We start from the raw sequence: 18,881 nt of genomic DNA on the forward strand, positions 1-18,881 counted from the left end.
GCTTAACGTTATAGTGCCCTCTCTGATGACGATATGAAACCGGCATGAAACTTACCCTCGACAATGATCTCACCATTCGCAAGCTGCTGATTTTCAGCTGCTACATGGAAACGGAAAACCTCGCAAGAGCGGCAGAAACGCTGGGGATCAGCACCGTGAGCGTGCATCGTGCGCTACACACGCTGGAAGAGAGTTTGCACTGTCCGCTGTTTGAACATAAAGGCCGCAACCTGGTGGCACTGCCCGCCGCTACGACGCTGCTGGAATACAGCCGGGAAGCGCTGGCCACGCTGAGTCAGGGCATTGATGAAACACGACGCACTGCAGGTATCGGTCTGGGGCATCTGCGTGTGGGCACCTTATATTCTCTGTCGCTGGAAACCGTGCCGCGTCTGATCATGAAAATGAAACTGCGCCGCCCCGAGTTAGAACTCAACCTCACCATGGGCTCCAATGATTTGCTGCTGCGCGCGCTGAAAGATAATCAGTTGGATGCGATTATCATTTCTGTCAGCGAAGCCGAGATCGATGAAAAGATTTTTGAGCAGGTGGCGCTGTTTCAGGATGACATCTTCCTCGCCGTACCAGCGGGCCACGGCGATAAAAGCGAGGAAGATATCGACCTGCGTCGCTACAGCGATAAACCCTTTGTCTCGCTGGCAGAAGGCTTTGCTACCTTTGCCGGATTTCAGGAAGCCTGCCACGTAGCCGGTTTTGAGCCCAACATCGTCACACGCGTGAATGACATCTTCTCGATGCTCAGTCTGGTGCAGGCCGGCATGGGCTATTCGCTGGTGCCGGGCAGGATGCGTAAGCAGTATGAAAACGATCTGCGTTTTCTCCGCTTAGCCGAGCCGTATCAAATGCGACAGCAGATCGCTATCGTGTTTCCGCGCAACCGCGAACATGATCCAAATCTGCTGGCACTGGTGGCTGAAGGGCGTATGTTCGCCCTGAGTTTGCAGGAAAAGGTTCAGCGTGCCAGCCGCTGAAACAGACGCAGCGCCACTTCAGCGCCGCTGCGCTCAAGGGCGATACACTCGCCCTGGCACTGCACACTACGCGTTAAGCCCGTCAGCACTTCGCCGGGCGGCATCTCAATCACCAGACGCACGTCGCGTTCTTTCGCCGCCACCATCGCTTCATGCCAGCGCACGCTGCGCGCCATGTTCATCGCCAGATCGTCGGCAATACGTTCCGGCTGCCAGAGAACGCGGGCGCTGCTGCCGCTGAGAAAAGCGAATTGCGAGCGTTGCAACCTGACTTTATCGATAGCGGCTTTGAGTTGCTGCGCGGGACTATCCAGTAACGCACAGTGTGAAGGCACGCTGATCGCCAGCCGCTGCGCTCGTTGTGCCCCTTGCGCCAGCGCCCGCTGCGCCACTGCGGCCATGGCACTATCGCTTCCCGCAATCACAATCTGTGTTTCGGCATTAATGTTGGCAATGAAACTGTTTTGTCCATCTACCAGCGCTTCAACTTGCGCCAGCGTCATCCCACTGATAGCCGTCAAACCATAGCCCTGCGGATACGCCTGCTCCATGAGTTCACCGCGTAACGCCACAAGGTGCAGAGCATCGGTAAAATCCAAAGCACCGGCTATCACCGCCGCAGGATACGCACCAATCGACAGACCACACACCATATCGGGCTGCACTCCGCTGGCGATCAGCTGGCGCGCTGCTGACACGCCCGCAATCAGTAGCGCCAGCTGCACTGCGCGCGTATGTTGCAGTGCGACAGCCGAATCGAGCTGCATCAGTTCATCACCCAGCACCTGATGCGCTACCTGCCAGGTCTTATCGCGTGGCAGCGACTGCAACATGCCAGGCCGTTGCGTGCCCTGCCCCGGAAAAGTGAACAGCGTTTTCATTCGATTTCCTCCGTCCAGGGAAGATGTGTCAGGCGTGGACCGCGTGCGGTTTTCAGCAACACGCGCCCCTCGCGCAGCCACTCATTAAGCGCGAAGGCACCCACCGGCGTTTCCACCTGGGTATCAGCCCGACAGGGCAAACGTGACACTTGTTGCTGCCAGGCCGTCACCTCCTCCGCCTGCAACGGCTGCGGTGCGCGAATTAACAGGTCGAGATCGCTCGAGGCATGCAGCACCGGCAATCCGGTCGTTAAGGCAAATCCCGTGCTGCCGGTCACGCCCCACGACCATGACCAGCGCTGCTGATGAAGTTGCATCACTGCCTCAACCGTGGGTAATGCGCGAAACACAGAATCGCTTGCATGCGCCAGTAGCCCCTCCGGTGTATCAATCCGCAGCACATCCTGCTCCCGCACCCATCCCGCCGCCCGTTGATGGCGAGCACTGCCACGCACGCCAATCGGAATGCGATCCTGCTGCATCACATCACGCCGCACCACGACCGGCTGCTGAGCGTTCCACTGTTGCGCCACCCAGCTTTCCTTAATGTCGAGCAGCGTGGTATCAGCGTGCAGCCAGAGCAGATCGTGTGGGCGGATATTCATGATTACATTCCTGAAGTTAGGCTAATAAACAGCGGCAGTGACACAATCGACAGCAGCGAACTCAGTAACAGTACCGCTTCGGCATCCGGTGACTGCACACCAAAGCGATTACCAAATACCACACCAAAGAAACCGGCTGACAGCGCAATCATCAGAATCGCGGTGATCGCGACGGTGCCGTGCAAACCAAACAACATCACAATGCCCCACGCCAGTAACGGTTGGATCAGCAGTTTGGTCACTGTCGAGCTGATCACCATGCTGTTGATTTTCAGCTGACGTGCCGAGAGGATCACCCCGGTCAGGAACAGTGCGGCGGCGGTGGCAGCCAGACCGAGCGGTTTAATCGCGGCCAGCACCAAATCCGGCATTTTGATGCCAATGGCTGACAGCACCACGCCTAATAGCGGTCCCAGTACAATCGGTTTTTTCACCGAACGCCACATCAACACCGGCAGCATCGCCAGTGTTGAACGCTGTGTTTCCCCGGCGGTGCGCGCTTTTTCACGCTCCAGAATCAGAAGGCAGAAAGGCGTCATCAGCACCGAACCGCAGGCAATGGAGACGGCAACAGAGAGCGATGTCGCCGAACCTTCTCCTACCACGCTGCCAAGGATGGGTAAACCTAGCGCTGCGTAATTAGGCAACGCCACAGTCAGCGTCAATACAGCCGCATCCTGTGGCGACTTTTTGAAGATTTTAGTGGCAACAAAATAGAGCACCGCATAGGCCACCCACATCGCCAGCGTCAGCACCACAATCAGCGGCATCTGCGCCACAATCCCGCTCCACGGCGTTTGTACCGTGGCGCTAAACAACGCGGCGGGCAGTGCAAAATCCATCACAAAAATATTCAGTAAAGAGACGTTCTTGTTATCAACCATTTTGGCTTTGCCGGCCCAGAATCCGAGCAACATGATAATGAAGATCGGAGCCAGAGCATGCAGAATCACGTAAGTCATAAATCACCTGTTTGTTATTAAAAGAGTGAGTACTGACGCGATGGTGTTGAATTTATCAGTTGCCGCAGAGGCCGGACGCCGCGTGCGTCCGGCATACTGACAGCCGGCAGGTTGATTTAATGCTTTTTATTATTAGGGTATTACCAACTAGCGCGCAGACGTTCGCGCACCAGTGCCGAGCTTTGACGATTCGGTGCCGCCAGGCGCGAACCTCGACCCGGCACACGGCGCGTATCGTCAATCGCTTCCGCCAGCGTGGCTCTAACACGCGTGACCTCTTCGGCCGTCGGCGCATCCGGATGGGTGATGTCCAGCAGAGATGACAACAGGCCGAGCGTGGCGTAATTACCAATGTCATAGGCCATCGGCGGTACGCTGGCTGCAAGTTTCTCCAGCGCTTCCACGGTGCGCAGGGTGATACGCGCCGCCGAGGCTTTACCCATGGCGTGCACCTGCACGGCCGGGTCGTTAAACGCGATCAGTCGATTGGCCTGATAACCGTGCGCCAGAAACGCGCCGGACATTGCCTCACCCACGATCAGCCCAATCACCGGATGCCCGGCCAGACGCGCTTGTGCATAAGCACCCGCAGCGCCCGCCAGTGCCTGATGAATACCAAAGCCCTCTTCACGGCGGCCATAAGCCTGACTTGGCACATCAATCACCGCAATGATGGGTCGCTTCACTGCGTTTGCGGCGTCTTCCGCAATGGTCTCTTGCACCACTTTTGCCAGCGTCCAGCCTTCCAGCAAACCGACTTCGCCTTGCGCAGCGCGTGGATAGCGATTGTGCGCATCCGGAACGACAGCAATGAAACGAGCGGTTTCGCCATTGAGTTCGGCATCCGCGACCTGCACGGACGGGCAAAGCCCAGTGTGGCGGGCAGCGCCGCCGGTTAACTGGCTGAGCCACAGCTCACCCCGACTGTTGTGTGCGCTCATGATTTCACCTCCGGATGGAAGACCTGATGAATGGTGGCTGTGCTGGCCTGTTGAGCGGTATCGAAATGGCTTAAACGCTCAAGATAAAATGCATAGTTTTCACTGCGATGCTGTGCCGGAACCCCTTGCGCCAACGCTGCATCCACTGCCGTTTTCATCGCCTGGACACCGTCTGACACCAGCGCATCGACCAGCCCGCTTTGATAGCGAATCTCGCCACCGGTCATGCTCCAGATAAATGGGCGGTCACGCGAGTCATACTCATCAATGCCCGCTTCCTGCTCAATCACCTGCGGGCCATTCAATCCCAGACGTGCTTCACGCGTCACAATCAAATGGCTGCACAGCGCGGCGGCAATCGACATTCCGCCAAAGCAGCCAACGGTCCCGGCAACAATGCCAATCACCGGTGTGTATTGACGCAGATCGACGATGGCGGCGTGAATATCCGCAATCGCCGCCAGCCCCAAATTGGCCTCCTGCAACCGCACACCACCGGTTTCCAGACACAATATGGCTTGCGTCGGAATGCCGTTGCGGTTGTCTTCAGCCGCCAGCTCCAGTGCACCCGCCATTTTTGCGCCGGAGACTTCCCCCATGCTGCCGCCCTGGAAGGTGCCTTCAATGGCAATTACCACGGTGGGATTGCCGTTAAGCGTGCCTTTCATCACCACCATGCCGTCATCGGCTTGTGGCACAATGCCCTGTTTCTCCAGCCAGGGAGACATCACGCCTTCGAACGGATCGAGCAGTTCGCGCGCACTGCCGCTGTCCAGCAATGCCAGCGCACGCTGACGGGCGCGTGATTCGATAAAGCTGCTGTCATCACGCATGGTTCACCTCCTCAAACACCTGTTCGATGCGAATACGCGCAACGCCCGGCGTGGCATCAAAATCGTGGATCACCAGTTGGCCCGCCGGTAGCTCAGTCAGTTCCGCCAGGCGGCTGAACAACGCATCCCAACGCGCTTTGCTGTTATCCACCGAGGTGGTGATCGCCACGCTGAGCAAGGCGCTGTTATCCGCGCGATAAATGACTTCCATATCTCCTGAGCCCACCACGCCAGCCAGCGCTTGTCCGCTGAGCGTGCGACGTGCCGGGTAAGACAACGTTATCTTTTCCATAGCAACCTCTTAATCAATGAGTGGCGATGCTGACGCGATCGATAAACAGCGTGGCGGCGAGTAAATCAGCCGCGCCGCCTGGAGACGCATTCAGCGCCAGCATCGCGCTATCCAGTTGTTGTAAAGCCTGACGACCCGCTATGTGCGCAGTGCCACCCGCCTGTAATACCGCGTGCGCACCACGTTGTAAGGTCAGCAAACCGTTCATGCCTGAACGGTTGAGCACGCAGGTATCACTGAGCGAGGTCAGAATCGCCATCAGCGCATCGAGCCGCGCCTCGGTTTCATCGGCCCCGGCTTCTCGACTGCGCTGCAACTGCGGCAATGCCAGCTGCATGATATGCGGAAAGCCCTGTTGCGCTTCTTCACGTGCGCCCGGCACCTGAAAGCGATGCACGGCACGTAACCCTTTACTGAAGGTTTTGGGTGCGTGGCGATCCGGTAAACAAGCCAGTTCAGCGGCACGAGTGCAGAGTTGATCGCTGCTAGCCTCACCGCCGCGCATCGCCGCCGCGCTGACCAGCAAACCTAATGCCCAGATGGCGCCACGATGGGTATTCACCCCGTCGGTGGCAGCCATCATCTGACGCTCCCCTTCGCGACCAAGGCGGCCCACGGTTTCGCGCAGTGCGATATCCGCTGGACGCTGCCAGCACTGTTGCGCCAGCGCATAAAAGGTCGGGGTCAGGCTGCGGGCAGAACGCTCCATCAGCGCCAGCGAGAGATCCTGATGTGCGCCGCTGCCGCGACGATCCACCAGCCCCGGCTTGGGCGTCAGGTTCACTTCTTCGATCAGGCAATCGGTGGCGTGCTGTGCCAGTTGATGCAGGTGGCTTTCAACCGATTGCGGCGCAAGTCGTTTCATTACCAGCTCCGGAATTTTGCCGGTGGGTTGTAGAGGCCATCCGACCACTCGACCAGATCGGCCACGCTACCGGCCGCCAGCAGCGAACGCGTGGCATCAGATCGGCGAATCCCAAGATCTTCCGGGAACACCACTTTGCCGCTACGACGCAGTTCAGCGACGCGTTTGGCATCCACGCCCAGTCCGATATCGGTAATACCTGCCACCGCCGCCACCATCGCCCGACGCTCTTCGAGATCCTGCGCGCGATACAGATAGGCAATACCTTCTTCGGTCAGCACATGCGTGACGTCATCGCCATAGATCATTACCGGCGCCAGCGGCATTCCAGAGTTTTTCGCCACTTCAATGGCATCGAGTTTTTCTACGAAGGTCGGCTTCACGCCTGCCTGGAAGGTTTCCACCATCTGCACCACCAGCTTGCGGCCGCGTTCCATGGCATCTTCGCCATTTTTCATTGCCAGCCAGGCGGCAGTGGCATGGCGACGACCGTGCGGATCGTGGCCCATATTTGGCGCACCACCGAAGCCAGAAAGGCGACCGCGCGTAACCGTTGAGGAATTTGCCAGGCCATCGATTTGCAGCGTTGAGCCAATAAACATATCGACGGCATACTGACCTGCCAGCTGGCACATGGCGCGGTTAGAGCGCATCGAACCATCGGCCCCGGTGAAAAAGATATCCGGGCGCGCGCGGATGTACTCTTCCATCCCCAGTTCACCACCGAAGCAGTGCACACTCTCGACCCAGCCGCTTTCGATGGCGGGAATTAAGGTGGGGTGCGGGTTCAGCGTCCAGTGTTTACAAATTTTGCCTTTTAGGCCGAGCTGTTCACCGTAGGTCGGCAGCAGCAGTTCGATAGCGGCGGTATTGAAACCAATGCCGTGATTGAGCGATTGCACCTGATGTTCGGCGTAGATGCCTTTGATCGCCATCATCGCCATCAGGATGTGTTCCTGTTTGATCAGACGCGGGTCGCGGGTAAACAGCGGTTCGATAAAGAAGGGGTTGTCAGCTACTACTACGTAGTCGATCCACGAACCAGGAATATCCACGCGCGGCAGATCACACTCGTCGTCCACCAGTTCGTTAACCTGCGCGATCACAATCCCGTCGTGGAAAGCAGCCGCTTCGACTAGTGCTGGCGTGTCTTCGGTACTTGGCCCGGTGTAGAGATTGCCTTTACGGTCAGCTTTGTATCCGGCGATCAGCGCGACATTCGGTGCGAGGTCTACGTAGAGGCGAGAGTAGAGTTCGATGTAGGTATGAATCGCGCCGATTTCCAGCTGATCGTCTTCCAGTAGCTGCGAAATACGCAGACTTTGCGTGCCGGAAAAGGAGAAATCGAGCTTGCGGGCGATGCCTTTTTCAAAGATGTCGAGGTGTTCACTGCGACCCACGCTCGGCATGATCATATGCAGATTGTGCACCTTTTTCGGGTTAACCTCGGCCAACATACGTGAGAGGAAATCGGCCTGTTTTTGGTTATTGCCTTCCAGTACGACGCGGTCGCCAGGCGAGATTAATTTTTCCAGCATCTCAACCATTTGATCGGTGGGTAATACTTTGCCCTGCACCGGCAACGACGCCTGTCGCCGTTGTTTCTCGGTACGGCGCGTATTCCACACCCGCGCCGTTTGTTGTCCTGATGACATGACTAACCTCCTGAATGAGCGAATCGCTTGATTACGTCAACGCAGGAAAGTGTGGTCTTAAGCGGTGATGCCATCAATCAACCTGAAAGTGGGATTGTTAGCCTGAGAGTAATGATTGAGATGATGGAAATTTGCGGTTGGTCAACGATTGATGGGGAGAATTGTGTACCGCTGCTTTGGGAGGAGTAAGGGGTTGAGATGTGAATAATGTCAGGTAGCTGTGGGCGGCCCTAAGGCCACCCACACTCAATGACTGCCGTAATCCACTTAGTTACAACGGCTTATGTGCCGTCTCTTTTGCCTTCCACACGGCAAACAGCGTGATCAACAATGCCAGCGTGACATACAGCGACACCCACAGCGTGCTGCCCATTTCTTTATACAGCGTAGTAATAATCAACGGCGCAAACCCTCCACCGACAATACCTGCCAGCGTGTAAGCCAGTGATGACCCGGCATAGCGAACGTGGCTGGGAAACTGTTCCGTAACGAATGCGGCTTGTGGTCCATACATGATTGCATGGATCAGCAGCCCCCCTATCACCGCCAGCACAATCAGCACCGGCTGCGTGCTGTCTAACAACACGAAGAACACGAAAGACCAGACGATAGCTAATACAGCACCCGTGATGTAAACCGGTCGGCGTCCCCATTTATCTGATAGCGCGCCGAACATTGGGACGGTGATCGCATTCCCTATTGCGCCCAACATCGTGGCCATCAAGGCCAGCGGGCGTGGCAGCTGTAATACGGTGGTGACGTACGTCAGGGTAAATACCACCACCAGCGCGTACAGCACATCGGAACCGATACGCGATCCCCCCGCAATCAGCAGCTGTTTCGGATAGTTGACAAACACTTCTTTCAGTGGCGTATGCGTCGTTTTTTCCGCAGCCTGCATCGCGACAAAGGTCGGTGTCTCTTCCACCCCACGGCGCAGCCACAATCCAAATAGCACCAGCAACAGACTCAGCAGGAATGGAATGCGCCAGCCCCATGCCTGAAACTGATCGCCGCTCATCATCACCGTCACCAGGGTGATAAACCCGGTGCCAATCAAGGTTCCGCAGGAAGGCCCCACCTGTGCAAAAGATGCATTACGCCCACGTTTATCAGCATCACCGTGCTCCATCGACAGTAAAACGGCACCCGCCCATTCTCCGCCCAGTGCAATACCCTGCACAAAACGCAGCGCGACCAACAGCACCGGACTCCAGATGCCCCACACCGCATAGCCTGGCAGCAAGCCCATTAAGGCGGTGGTGACGCCCATGATCACCAGCGTGATGATCAACACGGCTTTGCGCCCTGCGACATCCCCCAGATGACCAAACACAAAACCGCCCAGCGGACGTGAAATGTAACCTACCGCATAGGTCGAAAACGCCAGAATGGTGCCAACCAGCGGATCAAAACTGGGGAAGAACACATGATTAAACACCAAGGCTGCCATGATGTTGTAAACGGTGAAGTCGTACCATTCCAGCGCTGTGCCGATGGAACTGGCCGCGGCCAGGCGCCCGGTTTTCGACGCCGTGCGCTTATCACGCACCGTCTGCTGCAATGAAGAGTCTGTATTAGCCATGTGCCAACTCCTGTTTGGTTAACTGCCAGCTAAAGGCATAGCGTTGAACATCGCCCATCATCAGTTCCGCCGCCTGTGCGGCCAGCTGGTCACAGCTTGATGCATCGCTGCAGTGAATCAGCAGCATGGGCAGCATTTGACGCTGTTCTTTGTTCTCCATTGGCAACGGAGAACTGAGCACCACATCCGGGGTGAGTAAACCGGAGGCAACATAGCCCGGGGTATGGCTAATTTGCTGCTGCCACGCAGTCAACACGCTGGCATCCAGCGCTTTCAGCATCACCACCGCCAGATGGCTGCCGGTCCCTTTGCCATGCTTATGGGTGATCGCGCTGACCCGACGCATGGGATTAACCATCCTTTGCAGGTTCTTCACTGACCATTCGGTCTGGCGAGTGAAGGCTGCGTGATAATCCGCACTGGTAAAGGCTTCCAGCGCCTCGGTTTCATACAGACCAAGATATTTGCGCTCAGCATTGATTGCTTGATAGCGCGTTCCAGTCAGGAAGCCAGCGATCGCGACGCGCTCTTCAACATGTTCATGGTCATACCATTGGTTGAAGTCTGCTTCGTCTTCAGCGCCAATGTTGGTAGCAACAAACAGCATGCCGTGGGGTTGAGTCATCATCAGGATCTCCAGTTGAGGGCAGTTTCCACGGCGAGCGACCAGCTGATTAAGTGGGCGTCATCACCATGAACAGAAGCAAGGCTTAGGCCAACCGGCGCACAACCGGTTTGATGGCAGGGTAAAGAGAGCGCACAGCCGTCCAGCATGTTGATTACGCTGGTGTTACGCAGCATTAGCGCGTTAACCTCCATGTACTGCTGCGCATCCTCCAGAGAAGCGAGGGTCGGTGCGATACGCGGAACGGTGGGCATGAGTAAGGCGTCAAAGTCTGCCAGCGCGCTATTGATGCGGTGCTGCCACGCTTTTCGCTGTTGAAGAAGTTCACGGGCATCTTGCTCCGTCAGCAAACTGCCACGCTGCACACGCACTAACACTTGGGGATCGTAAGCTTCGGGTTGCGCCAGTGCGGATTGTTGATGCCACTGCCATGCCTCGTAAGCAGTAATGCCGCCACGCGCATTCATAATGTTCAACTCATCCAGCTCTTCAAGCGGCAGTGCAATGAGGGTGGCCCCCGCCTGTTCCAGCACCGCGATAGCGTGCTTCCAGGCCAGCGCAACGTCTTCGTCGAGTCCATCCAACACGCGGGTCTGCGGGATGGCGAAACGCGCATTGCACAACTTAAGCTGCTGGAGTTCCAGCGGCTGTTCTGCGATAACGCTGTCCAGCAGCCAGCAGCTGCGTACGTCATGGGCAATTACGCCAATACTGTCGAGCGAAGTAGAGAGCGGTAACGTACCCACCTGATTGATGCGATTCGCGGTGGGTTTAAAGCCGGTCAAGCCGCATAGCGCAGCAGGAATGCGCACCGAGCCACCCGTGTCAGTGCCGATAGCGCCCAGGCACATGCCGTCTGCCACGGCGACAGCCGCACCAGAAGAAGAACCACCCGGAATGCGTTTGTCTTCGCGACGCCACGGATTGGCCGGCGTGCCGTAATGCGGATTGATGCCCAACCCGGAAAAGGCAAATTCGGTCATGTTGGTTTTACCGACAATCGCCGCCCCTGCGTGATGTAAGCGATCGACTACATGGGCATTCGCTGCCGCCGGTTCTGCATTCAGGAGCAAATGTGAACCCGCCGTGGTTGGCTCGCTTTGCACATCAAACAGATCTTTGATGCTGACAGGCAGCCCATCAATAGCACTGAGGGCTTGCTGGGTTTGCCAGCGTGCACTCGCTGCTGTTGACTGTTGAGCGGCCTGGGTGGCATAGCGGGTGGTGAAAACAAGATTCCCCTCTTTTAACGGATCCTGCGCTGCGCGCAATGCCGATTCAGTGAAAACTTCAGGAGAGGCATTTCCTGCCTGAAGCTGCTGACTGACTTCCCAGAGTGTGGTCATGAGCATGCTCCTTAAGCGACCACTGGCAGCGCGCCAGTGCAGTAAGCGTGTTCCAGCGTGCGGTTCAATTGGGGATCGTGCAGCGCCATGCGGAATTCACTGGAGGGACGAATACCGCCAATCGCACCCAGCGTGCCGCAGGACATCGCCAATCCTTCTTTAGCCGGGCTGTCGTTCAGATAGCGGGACAGCAGATCTTGTGGTGTCAGTAATGAGGCCAGCGTACCCTGCTGATAAACCACCCATTCGCCCTGCTCTTTTATCCACGAGGTCAGCTCCAGCGTATCCCAGTGCTCAACCACCTCGCTCATGCGCCAGGCTTTGCTGGCAACCGGTTTAATACAGGCCTGTTTCGAGAGGGCAACGCTGAAGGTTTCCAGATAACGATCGGTGTGATCTGAAGTGAGGGAGACCCACCATTCGCCCCGATGGAAAAACACAAAGGGCTCAGCTTCCCCGGAGGTTTCATCGCCGACCACTTCCAGCAGTGGCTGTTGGCACAGTTGATTGGTCGCAACGCGGTAAAACAACGGTACTGCACCGGGAGCGGGCACACCCAGTGCCTCAAGCTCCCTGATATGGTGCAACACCGCATCACTATCGCGTCCGGCCCAACCCGCAATAATGAAATGGGAAACTTCGACATCGAGCGTACTAGCGGCTTTATCGCCGGTTGTGAACTGAAGGTGCATGTGATGATCTCCATTTGAAAAATCACTGTGAAATTTCACTGTGTTTTCAAACTAGCGATTTTCATGCCAGATTTTTGTGTAATATGTCTCATTGGCAAAAAAAGGAACGTCGTGATGAGTGAGTCAGTTACTGAAAATGTGAACCCAGCCAGCCGGGAAAAGAGCCTCTCTTTAAATGAACAGGCTTATCTGGCGTTCAGGCACAAGCTCATCACGCTTCGCTACAAACCAGGGGAGTATTTAAATACCGCTCAGGTGATGGATGATTTGGCAATGGGTCGGACGCCGATCAATCAAGCGATTCATCGGCTGGCCACCGAGGGGCTGTTGCAGATCATCCCGCGCAAAGGCGTGATGGTGGCACCTTTGTCGATAGATGATGCACTGGAGTTAATTGAGGTGAGATTGGTCAATGAAACCCTGTGTGTTGAACTAGCCAGTCAGAAAGTCATTGATTCACACATTCAACAGTTGCGCGAACTAAACCAGCAAATCGCCAGAGCGAGCGAATCACGTAGTCGCGAAGAAATGATGTTGCTGGATCGCGAATTTCATCAGGTGCTGGCCGATATCGCCGGAAACAGTCGGCTGTCAGATATTCTGAGTGTGATTCATGCGCAGGCACAGCGCTTTTGGGCGACAACGTTGTCCAATGTTGTCCATATGGATGAAGTCATTGCGGAGCATAATGAGATTATTGACGCACTGGAATCCGGTGACACGCAACGAGCGGCCGATGCCGCACGGGCTCATATTTTCTCGTTTAAGCGCGCCCTGCTCTCGACCTGACTTCTCCGGAAATTTTCCACATGGCGAGGTATTAAGCGCTTTTGCTGACAAGGCGCCCAGCAACCAACTCGCGGTAACTGGGCGATTCAATTTTGCTGCCGAATTTAGCGGCGACTTGAAATTTTTCTGCTGTAAAAGCGCTTTTTCTTTTTGCCATGAACGATGGCATAAATCGAAAATGCCAGCACTAAACATAATACAAAAACCAAAACCAGCTGTGACATGACCCGCCTTATTATTGTTTACAGACAATACCTTTCGCAATATAGATCAGTGCTCGCTCAGAGAATGAACTCCTGATATGCAAACGCCTTTTGCAGTATGAAAAGTTGTTTTTTATCGTTGAATAACTTCTGTTCATCAGCGATGCAATATCCGCAATCTCAACACCCAATGATTTCATGTAGATGATTTGCATACTTTGTAGCGATAACCTGACGGCTCTACTTTCATGCAGTATCACCGCACTCATGATGTAACACAGTAGTGCATTGGCTGAAGATCTCAGCGAAACAAAATGAATACGAGAATAGATCTCGTAATTGTCGTTATCCTGCGCCAGCACAAAAATAAATGCGCGTTCGCCGTATCTTTTTCTTAATACGAAAACATCATTCATTCTTGCCTCCAGAGACATCGAGCAGGCATTAACGATAATGATGGTACTGCCGGTTGGTTGCTGTGGAAATCTCTCACGCATCATGGCTGAAATGCCGGCTACGGTATATTGGCAATCTGAATACAGCACGAGCGAAGTCGTTCCCAGATTAAGTACCCTGGCGTTAGTAAGTGGCATACGAATACTCACGCAATGTTGCAATGAATTAGGTTTTTTCTGATTTACATTGGACTTAAGTCTCAAAAAAATCATACACCTTTCATATCTTGCCGCGCAGGGTTATTTCATTTTGCTTGCGTGTTCTTAGCGGAATGCTTACGCACCAGCAATAAGACATGCCGATGCGGGGTGATTTATTCAAATAATTGGGGTTTGGAAAGGAAAAAATCTTCGATAAATTTGAATATGAAGAATTTGGCACGCCGTTACTAATGAACTTTACGTGCCACTCTAAAATGGTGTCTGCGTGGCAAGCGTTGCGCTGCTAACGGCAGCGCACCCATTTATTTCACGCTCATCAGTCGCTCATCCGCCCCGATTTTACGTGGAGCTGACGGATTGATATCGCAATTACGCGGCAGCAGTGCCGTAATAATGCCGGCCACCACCAGCGATCCCGCCAGCCAGCACACCGCCACACTCTGCCCATATAGCATCGTCATTATGCCGACCAGGTACGGCCCGCAGAATCCGCCCAGATTACCCAGCCCGTTGATTACGCCACGCGCACCTCCCGCCACCTCTGGCGAGGCAATACGTCCGGGAATTGACCAAAATGGGCTGGTCGCCGCTTTCAGGAAGAAACCGCACACCACCAGCGCGATATAAGACGCGACGATATTGCTGTGCAGCACCACCGATGCCAGCAGCGCAGCGGCGAAGCAGAACAGGGAAACCATCACCCACAAACGGCGTTTTCCTGTACGGTCGCTGAGCCACGAAATCGCATATATCCCCAGAATAGTGGCAACAAACGGGATCGCCGCTAACAACCCTACCCCCGCCATATTTGTGCCGGTGAGATTTTTCAGAATGCTCGGCAGCCACAGCGTGTAGCCGTAATCGCCGGTCTGATAGAAGAAGTTCAGTGCCACCAGTTTCATCAAGCCAGAATTACGGAAAACCGCTTTTAATGGCGCTTTGTTCACTGGCGCAGCACTGCGATGCGCGGCGCGCTCGCGGGCCAGTTCCCGTAACAGATACGCTTTCTCACGGGCAGGGAGCCAGCGCGCCTCTTCCGGGCGATCGGCGATCACCAGCCACCACACCAGCAACACCGCGGCAGACAGCAAGCCTTCAATAATAAACAACCAGCGCCAGTCGAGTACGTTGATGATGTAGCCAGAAATCGGGGCGGTAAACATGCCACCCAGCGGCGCGAACATCATCACGAAGGCATTGGCGCGCCCGAGTTCCTTTTCCGGGAACCAGTTGCTGACCATGGTGAGTACCACTGGCAGCATACCGCCTTCGGAGATACCCAGCACAAAGCGCAGCGCCAGCAGTTGGTAGTGGTTGGTGACGAAGCCAGTGGCGATAGAGACTATCATCCACGCGATAAGTGACCAGGCGATAAAGCGTTTACCACTACCATTCACCGCGATCCGTCCGCCTGGTACCTGTAAGAACAGGTAACCAATAAAGAAGATGCCGCTGACCATACCGGCCATCTGGCTGGTGATCGCCAGGTCCTGATCCATGCCGCCCGGCAGCGCGAAACTGATGTTCACACGGTCCATAAACGAGATGATGCAGGTAATTAAAATCGGGGCAATAACGCGATACCAACGTGTTCCGGGGATTTTCTCGTGCATAACGCCCTCTCTCTTTGCGCAACCATGCGTAAGCTCTATGGCTTCTTATTAAAGAGAGTTTGGTAATAATTATTGCGATCCTAATCACTGGGATGAATGTTAAGAAACTGTGTTACTTACGGCGTGATCGCAGGGGCAAAATTCTCCGGTTTTAGAGCCATCAAGCGCAGCCATACGATTTTTGGCGGGATGATTGATTAGGATTGGTGGCTGAAATAGCTGGTGTAACCTGATGCCGTAACATGACACGCAACAAGGTCGCCATAAGAGGCGACCTTGCGGAGGTTAATGCAGTTTGTAGTGTGCGCATTCTTGCGCACCTGGAATCAATCTACACGCCTGCGACGCATCAAGCGCCACGCGACAATCACCACCAGCAACACCATGATCCCACCAATCATACCCGGCAACATCATCGGTTGCAGACGCGCCAGCAGCGGTGGATGACCGCCCTTTCTCACCCACGCCACATCACCCGCCGTCACGGTAACCTCGGCATTGCCGTAATGCGCTAACACGAAGTTACTGATATCGGCGACCTGCTGGTCATTCAGTTTGTCGACATAGGTCGGCGAACTGAAGCCCGGCATCAGCACCTGATGATCGGCGGTGTCACGTTGCACACCAAACAAAATGGCAGAGATCAGGTTGTTCGGATTACGCAACCCGGTTGCCGTGTTGTGGAACAATGATGGATAAGCCTGATTGGCACTGCCTGCGCCATCCGGCTGGTGACAGCTGGCGCAGTTGCCGCTGAACAGCGCCGCGCCATTGTCCAGCGAGTGATTGGCGTTGTTCGGATTGCGCCCACGCACGCTATTTTCCACATCATAAGGCGCGCCGTAGCTGAAGGCTGGAATAGTGTCGCCTTCATCACGAATCGGTGTGGTGCCTTTAAGATAAGTGGCGATGGCGTGCAAATCACTGTCCGGCAAATACTGCAGGCTGTGCTCAACCGCTTCCGCCATACCGCCCGCCGCCTGGTTTTTGCCCGGTGCGCGTCCGGTTTTCAGATACTGCACCAGCTCGTCATCGCTCCAGCCGCCAATACCGCTCACCTCATCCGACGTGATGTTTGGCGCATACCAGCTGCCCAGCGGTCCGCCAGCCAGTGGACGATCCTGCTGCTCCTGCATCATAAATCCGCGCGGAGTATGACAGGTGTTACAGTGTGCCAGGCCGTTCACCAGATAGTTACCGCGATTCCACTCCGCGCTTTTGCTGCCATCGTTCTGCCACATCTTGTCGTTGGCGAACATCATGTTCCAGAAACGCATGCTAAAACGCAGGTTGAATGGGAATGGCAAATCGGTCTGCGGGTTGTGCTGCGCCTGCGCTTTGACGCCATGCATCATGTAGTAGTAAAGCGCGTGCAGATCTTCATCGGTCATCATGCTGTAAGAGGTATATGGCATCGCGGGATAAAGCTGCGCCCCGTCCGCACGTACACCATGACGTACTGCCTCAGAGAACTGCGCTTCGCTATAGTTGCCGATGCCGCTGCTGTCCGGCGTGATATTGGTGGCGTAAATGGTGCCCATCGGTGATGCAATACCGTATCCACCACTGTAAGCGGTTTTGCTGCCCGGCGCAGTATGGCACGCCTGGCAATCAGACGCGGTGGCAACCTGTTCACCCTGACGCAGCAAATTCACATCCAGCGTTTCCGCCTGCGCGCCAAAGGCCATCAGCGCGAACAGGCTACCTGCAAGAAGCGTCTTCATGCGAACTCCTTCATGCGCAGGCTGATGTCGTGTGCTGCTTTCAGACCGAGCGCGGCCATGGTCAGCGTACTGTTAACCACGCTGGCGGAAGGGATCGCACCACCGCCCGGCAACCACAGGTTCTCATGATCAAAGGCACGGCAGTTGCCATCCACGACTGCATCTTTGCCGCTTTTGCCCATGATCACGCCGCCCATGATGTGGTTGTTGGCATTAAGACCTTTGCTGATGGCGAACTCTTTGCCGTTGAACAACTTGCCGATTTTCTCCAGCTGTTCGTGCGACACTTCCGCGCCCTTGCGCACGTAATCGCCGACGTCGTAATAGATATCGGGGCACGCCAGACCGTGCGGATCTTTACGGGTTTTACTTAGGGTTAAGCGGTTTTCCGGATCCGGTAGCGGTTCAAGACTGATCGAGATATCGACGCTGTGCACTGAGCGATAGCGAATCTCCTCATCCAGCGCTTTGCCGACCAGTCCCTTTTTCAGCGCCTGCTGGGTGGCGGCCACTACGCGTGAGATGTTGTTCAAAATCATTTTGTTGGCCGAGTAATCACGACGGAACTCGCCATCACGATAGCCGACCATGCAACTGCTCTGCGCCGGTCCACGTCCCAGCCACACCGGTTCTTCGGTGAGGAACGAACAGTGGAAGCCGGAGTGATCCATCATATTGCGGCCGACCATATCAGAACCGTTGGCAATACCGTTCGGGTTACCACCGTTAGCGGCCAGCAGCAGCAGGCGCGGCGTTTCGATACCGTTACAGGCCAAGGCAAACGCTTTACCCGAAGCTTTGTGCGAGGCGCCAGACGCATCTTTCCAGTGCACGGCGGTAATGCGGTTATTGCCATCAGTATCGATTTTGTAAACTACCGCTTCGGCCAGCACCACTGCGCCATTCCGCTCGGCGCGTTCAATGTGGTGGATGCCGTTGTACATCGCGCCGATCGGGCAGATCGGTTGGCAATTATTGTTGCCGCAGCAGGTTGGACGCCCTTCCCACGGACGCGTACTGCGCCCTTGTGGAATCGGCACCAGGTTGTAACCGTGCGGATTCACCACGCTAGCGAAATAGTTATCACCGTGGGCAAACGGCACCATATCCATCGGGTACGGCTGGCTGCGTTCAACCGGCGACTGCATATGCGGATCGTTTGGCCCCGCCACACCAATTTCATTTTCCGCGCGGCAATACCACGGCTCCAGTTCGTCATAGCTAATTGGCCAGTCACGCCCCACACCGTATTTTGACTGCATCACAAAATCGCTCGGGTGATGACGCCAGCACGATGCCGCCCAGTGCCAGGTGGTGCCGCCTACGGTGCGCAAATAGCCCTGCTGAAAACTGGACGCGTTAGGGCCGGTCACGTTGACATAGTTGTTCGGCGGGAAGTAAAGCGGCGCGGGCGCGAATTTGGACTGCGGATACAGCCCCTGGAAATCTGACCCAGCGCGATTCGCAAACGGCATGTTGCGCCAGTTTTCTACCGCTTGCGCGCGGTCAATGCGTAAACCTGCTTCCAGTACCAGCACCGAGTAGCCCTGACTGACGAGTTCGTTCGCCATCAATCCACCGACCACACCTGAGCCCACAATCACAATGTCCGCGGAGGCATCACCTTGCGCAGTAAAAGTTGGTTTTTTCATGATTTTTCG

At 55.5% G+C, this 18,881-nt stretch carries 18 protein-coding genes; 2 read left to right on the forward strand and 16 right to left on the reverse strand.

Annotated features, from left to right (window positions below):
• Nucleotides 1-44: 44 nt before the first annotated feature.
• Complete coding sequence (locus AC6I8L_RS23680) at nt 45-992, forward strand: LysR family transcriptional regulator (protein WP_058960334.1); 948 nt, start codon at nt 45-47, stop codon at nt 990-992.
• Here AC6I8L_RS23680 and mdcH read toward each other — a convergent pair.
• From mdcH to AC6I8L_RS23740, 12 genes are all read right to left on the reverse strand, one after another.
• The gene (gene mdcH / locus AC6I8L_RS23685) at nt 974-1,873 is read right to left on the reverse strand and encodes a malonate decarboxylase subunit epsilon (RefSeq protein WP_479400296.1); all 900 of its coding nucleotides are present in this window, start codon (nt 1,871-1,873) and stop codon (nt 974-976) included. The two genes, AC6I8L_RS23680 and mdcH, sit on opposite strands and share 19 nt — an antisense overlap.
• A complete protein-coding gene (locus AC6I8L_RS23690) occupies nt 1,870-2,478 on the reverse strand; it encodes a malonate decarboxylase holo-ACP synthase (RefSeq protein WP_058961685.1) in 609 nt (202 codons plus the stop codon). The genes mdcH and AC6I8L_RS23690 overlap by 4 nt, the downstream gene beginning before the upstream one ends.
• 2 nt (nt 2,479-2,480) lie before the next feature.
• Nucleotides 2,481-3,440: an AEC family transporter gene (locus AC6I8L_RS23695; RefSeq protein WP_058961684.1), complete on the reverse strand. Its 960-nt coding sequence runs from the start codon at nt 3,438-3,440 to the stop codon at nt 2,481-2,483.
• 140 nt (nt 3,441-3,580) lie between these two features.
• Nucleotides 3,581-4,381 carry a biotin-independent malonate decarboxylase subunit gamma gene (gene mdcE, locus AC6I8L_RS23700; protein WP_058961683.1) on the reverse strand — a complete coding sequence of 267 codons (801 nt, stop codon included), beginning with the start codon at nt 4,379-4,381 and terminating at the stop codon, nt 3,581-3,583.
• Nucleotides 4,378-5,214, reverse strand: coding sequence for a biotin-independent malonate decarboxylase subunit beta (locus tag AC6I8L_RS23705; RefSeq protein ID WP_058961682.1), 837 nt, complete (start codon nt 5,212-5,214; stop codon nt 4,378-4,380). Before AC6I8L_RS23705 ends, mdcE begins: the two co-directional genes overlap by 4 nt.
• Nucleotides 5,207-5,506, reverse strand: coding sequence for a malonate decarboxylase acyl carrier protein (mdcC, locus tag AC6I8L_RS23710; RefSeq protein WP_058961681.1), 300 nt, complete (start codon nt 5,504-5,506; stop codon nt 5,207-5,209). Before mdcC ends, AC6I8L_RS23705 begins: the two co-directional genes overlap by 8 nt.
• A gap of 13 nt (nt 5,507-5,519) precedes the next feature.
• A complete protein-coding gene (locus AC6I8L_RS23715) occupies nt 5,520-6,371 on the reverse strand; it encodes a triphosphoribosyl-dephospho-CoA synthase (RefSeq protein ID WP_058961680.1) in 852 nt (283 codons plus the stop codon).
• Entirely contained in the window at nt 6,371-8,026 is a 1,656-nt protein-coding gene (gene mdcA, locus AC6I8L_RS23720) for a malonate decarboxylase subunit alpha (RefSeq protein WP_058961679.1), read from the reverse strand. Before mdcA ends, AC6I8L_RS23715 begins: the two co-directional genes overlap by 1 nt.
• Before the next feature lie 271 nt (nt 8,027-8,297).
• Nucleotides 8,298-9,611, reverse strand: coding sequence for an MFS transporter (locus AC6I8L_RS23725; protein ID WP_058961678.1), 1,314 nt, complete (start codon nt 9,609-9,611; stop codon nt 8,298-8,300).
• Nucleotides 9,604-10,239, reverse strand: coding sequence for a DUF4286 family protein (locus AC6I8L_RS23730; protein ID WP_201785688.1), 636 nt, complete (start codon nt 10,237-10,239; stop codon nt 9,604-9,606). The genes AC6I8L_RS23725 and AC6I8L_RS23730 overlap by 8 nt, the downstream gene beginning before the upstream one ends.
• Nucleotides 10,239-11,582 carry an amidase gene (locus AC6I8L_RS23735; RefSeq protein WP_058961677.1) on the reverse strand — a complete coding sequence of 448 codons (1,344 nt, stop codon included), beginning with the start codon at nt 11,580-11,582 and terminating at the stop codon, nt 10,239-10,241. The genes AC6I8L_RS23730 and AC6I8L_RS23735 overlap by 1 nt, the downstream gene beginning before the upstream one ends.
• Before the next feature lie 11 nt (nt 11,583-11,593).
• On the reverse strand, nt 11,594-12,274 hold the full coding sequence (locus tag AC6I8L_RS23740) for a DUF2848 domain-containing protein (protein WP_058961676.1): 681 nt from the start codon (nt 12,272-12,274) through the stop codon (nt 11,594-11,596).
• A 114-nt stretch (nt 12,275-12,388) separates the two neighbouring features.
• On the opposite strand from AC6I8L_RS23740, the gene AC6I8L_RS23745 reads away from it, so the two are divergent.
• On the forward strand, nt 12,389-13,063 hold the full coding sequence (locus AC6I8L_RS23745; RefSeq protein ID WP_058961675.1) for a GntR family transcriptional regulator: 675 nt from the start codon (nt 12,389-12,391) through the stop codon (nt 13,061-13,063).
• 235 nt (nt 13,064-13,298) lie between these two features.
• Here AC6I8L_RS23745 and AC6I8L_RS23750 read toward each other — a convergent pair whose 3' ends face one another.
• From AC6I8L_RS23750 to AC6I8L_RS23765, 4 genes are all read right to left on the reverse strand, one after another.
• Complete coding sequence (locus AC6I8L_RS23750; RefSeq protein ID WP_153012323.1) at nt 13,299-13,859, reverse strand: hypothetical protein; 561 nt, start codon at nt 13,857-13,859, stop codon at nt 13,299-13,301.
• 326 nt (nt 13,860-14,185) lie between these two features.
• On the reverse strand, nt 14,186-15,496 hold the full coding sequence (locus AC6I8L_RS23755; protein WP_058961673.1) for an MFS transporter: 1,311 nt from the start codon (nt 15,494-15,496) through the stop codon (nt 14,186-14,188).
• 326 nt (nt 15,497-15,822) lie between these two features.
• Complete coding sequence (locus tag AC6I8L_RS23760; protein ID WP_058961672.1) at nt 15,823-17,220, reverse strand: cytochrome c; 1,398 nt, start codon at nt 17,218-17,220, stop codon at nt 15,823-15,825.
• A complete protein-coding gene (locus AC6I8L_RS23765; protein WP_058961671.1) occupies nt 17,217-18,872 on the reverse strand; it encodes a GMC family oxidoreductase in 1,656 nt (551 codons plus the stop codon). Before AC6I8L_RS23765 ends, AC6I8L_RS23760 begins: the two co-directional genes overlap by 4 nt.
• Nucleotides 18,873-18,881 lie beyond the last annotated feature (9 nt).

The organism is Type-E symbiont of Plautia stali (assembly GCF_059731115.1).

What these genes read in the sequence shown, in the direction of transcription:
- AC6I8L_RS23680 (WP_058960334.1), top strand. Translation starts at nt 45, where the DNA reads ATGAAACTTACCCTCGACAATGATCTCACCATTCGCAAGCTGCTGATT.
- mdcH (WP_479400296.1), bottom strand. Translation starts at nt 1,873, where the DNA reads ATGAAAACGCTGTTCACTTTTCCGGGGCAGGGCACGCAACGGCCTGGC.
- AC6I8L_RS23690 (WP_058961685.1), bottom strand. Translation starts at nt 2,478, where the DNA reads ATGAATATCCGCCCACACGATCTGCTCTGGCTGCACGCTGATACCACG.
- AC6I8L_RS23695 (WP_058961684.1), bottom strand. Translation starts at nt 3,440, where the DNA reads ATGACTTACGTGATTCTGCATGCTCTGGCTCCGATCTTCATTATCATG.
- mdcE (WP_058961683.1), bottom strand. Translation starts at nt 4,381, where the DNA reads ATGAGCGCACACAACAGTCGGGGTGAGCTGTGGCTCAGCCAGTTAACC.
- AC6I8L_RS23705 (WP_058961682.1), bottom strand. Translation starts at nt 5,214, where the DNA reads ATGCGTGATGACAGCAGCTTTATCGAATCACGCGCCCGTCAGCGTGCG.
- mdcC (WP_058961681.1), bottom strand. Translation starts at nt 5,506, where the DNA reads ATGGAAAAGATAACGTTGTCTTACCCGGCACGTCGCACGCTCAGCGGA.
- AC6I8L_RS23715 (WP_058961680.1), bottom strand. Translation starts at nt 6,371, where the DNA reads ATGAAACGACTTGCGCCGCAATCGGTTGAAAGCCACCTGCATCAACTG.
- mdcA (WP_058961679.1), bottom strand. Translation starts at nt 8,026, where the DNA reads ATGTCATCAGGACAACAAACGGCGCGGGTGTGGAATACGCGCCGTACC.
- AC6I8L_RS23725 (WP_058961678.1), bottom strand. Translation starts at nt 9,611, where the DNA reads ATGGCTAATACAGACTCTTCATTGCAGCAGACGGTGCGTGATAAGCGC.
- AC6I8L_RS23730 (WP_201785688.1), bottom strand. Translation starts at nt 10,239, where the DNA reads ATGATGACTCAACCCCACGGCATGCTGTTTGTTGCTACCAACATTGGC.
- AC6I8L_RS23735 (WP_058961677.1), bottom strand. Translation starts at nt 11,582, where the DNA reads ATGACCACACTCTGGGAAGTCAGTCAGCAGCTTCAGGCAGGAAATGCC.
- AC6I8L_RS23740 (WP_058961676.1), bottom strand. Translation starts at nt 12,274, where the DNA reads ATGCACCTTCAGTTCACAACCGGCGATAAAGCCGCTAGTACGCTCGAT.
- AC6I8L_RS23745 (WP_058961675.1), top strand. Translation starts at nt 12,389, where the DNA reads ATGAGTGAGTCAGTTACTGAAAATGTGAACCCAGCCAGCCGGGAAAAG.
- AC6I8L_RS23750 (WP_153012323.1), bottom strand. Translation starts at nt 13,859, where the DNA reads ATGCCACTTACTAACGCCAGGGTACTTAATCTGGGAACGACTTCGCTC.
- AC6I8L_RS23755 (WP_058961673.1), bottom strand. Translation starts at nt 15,496, where the DNA reads ATGCACGAGAAAATCCCCGGAACACGTTGGTATCGCGTTATTGCCCCG.
- AC6I8L_RS23760 (WP_058961672.1), bottom strand. Translation starts at nt 17,220, where the DNA reads ATGAAGACGCTTCTTGCAGGTAGCCTGTTCGCGCTGATGGCCTTTGGC.
- AC6I8L_RS23765 (WP_058961671.1), bottom strand. Translation starts at nt 18,872, where the DNA reads ATGAAAAAACCAACTTTTACTGCGCAAGGTGATGCCTCCGCGGACATT.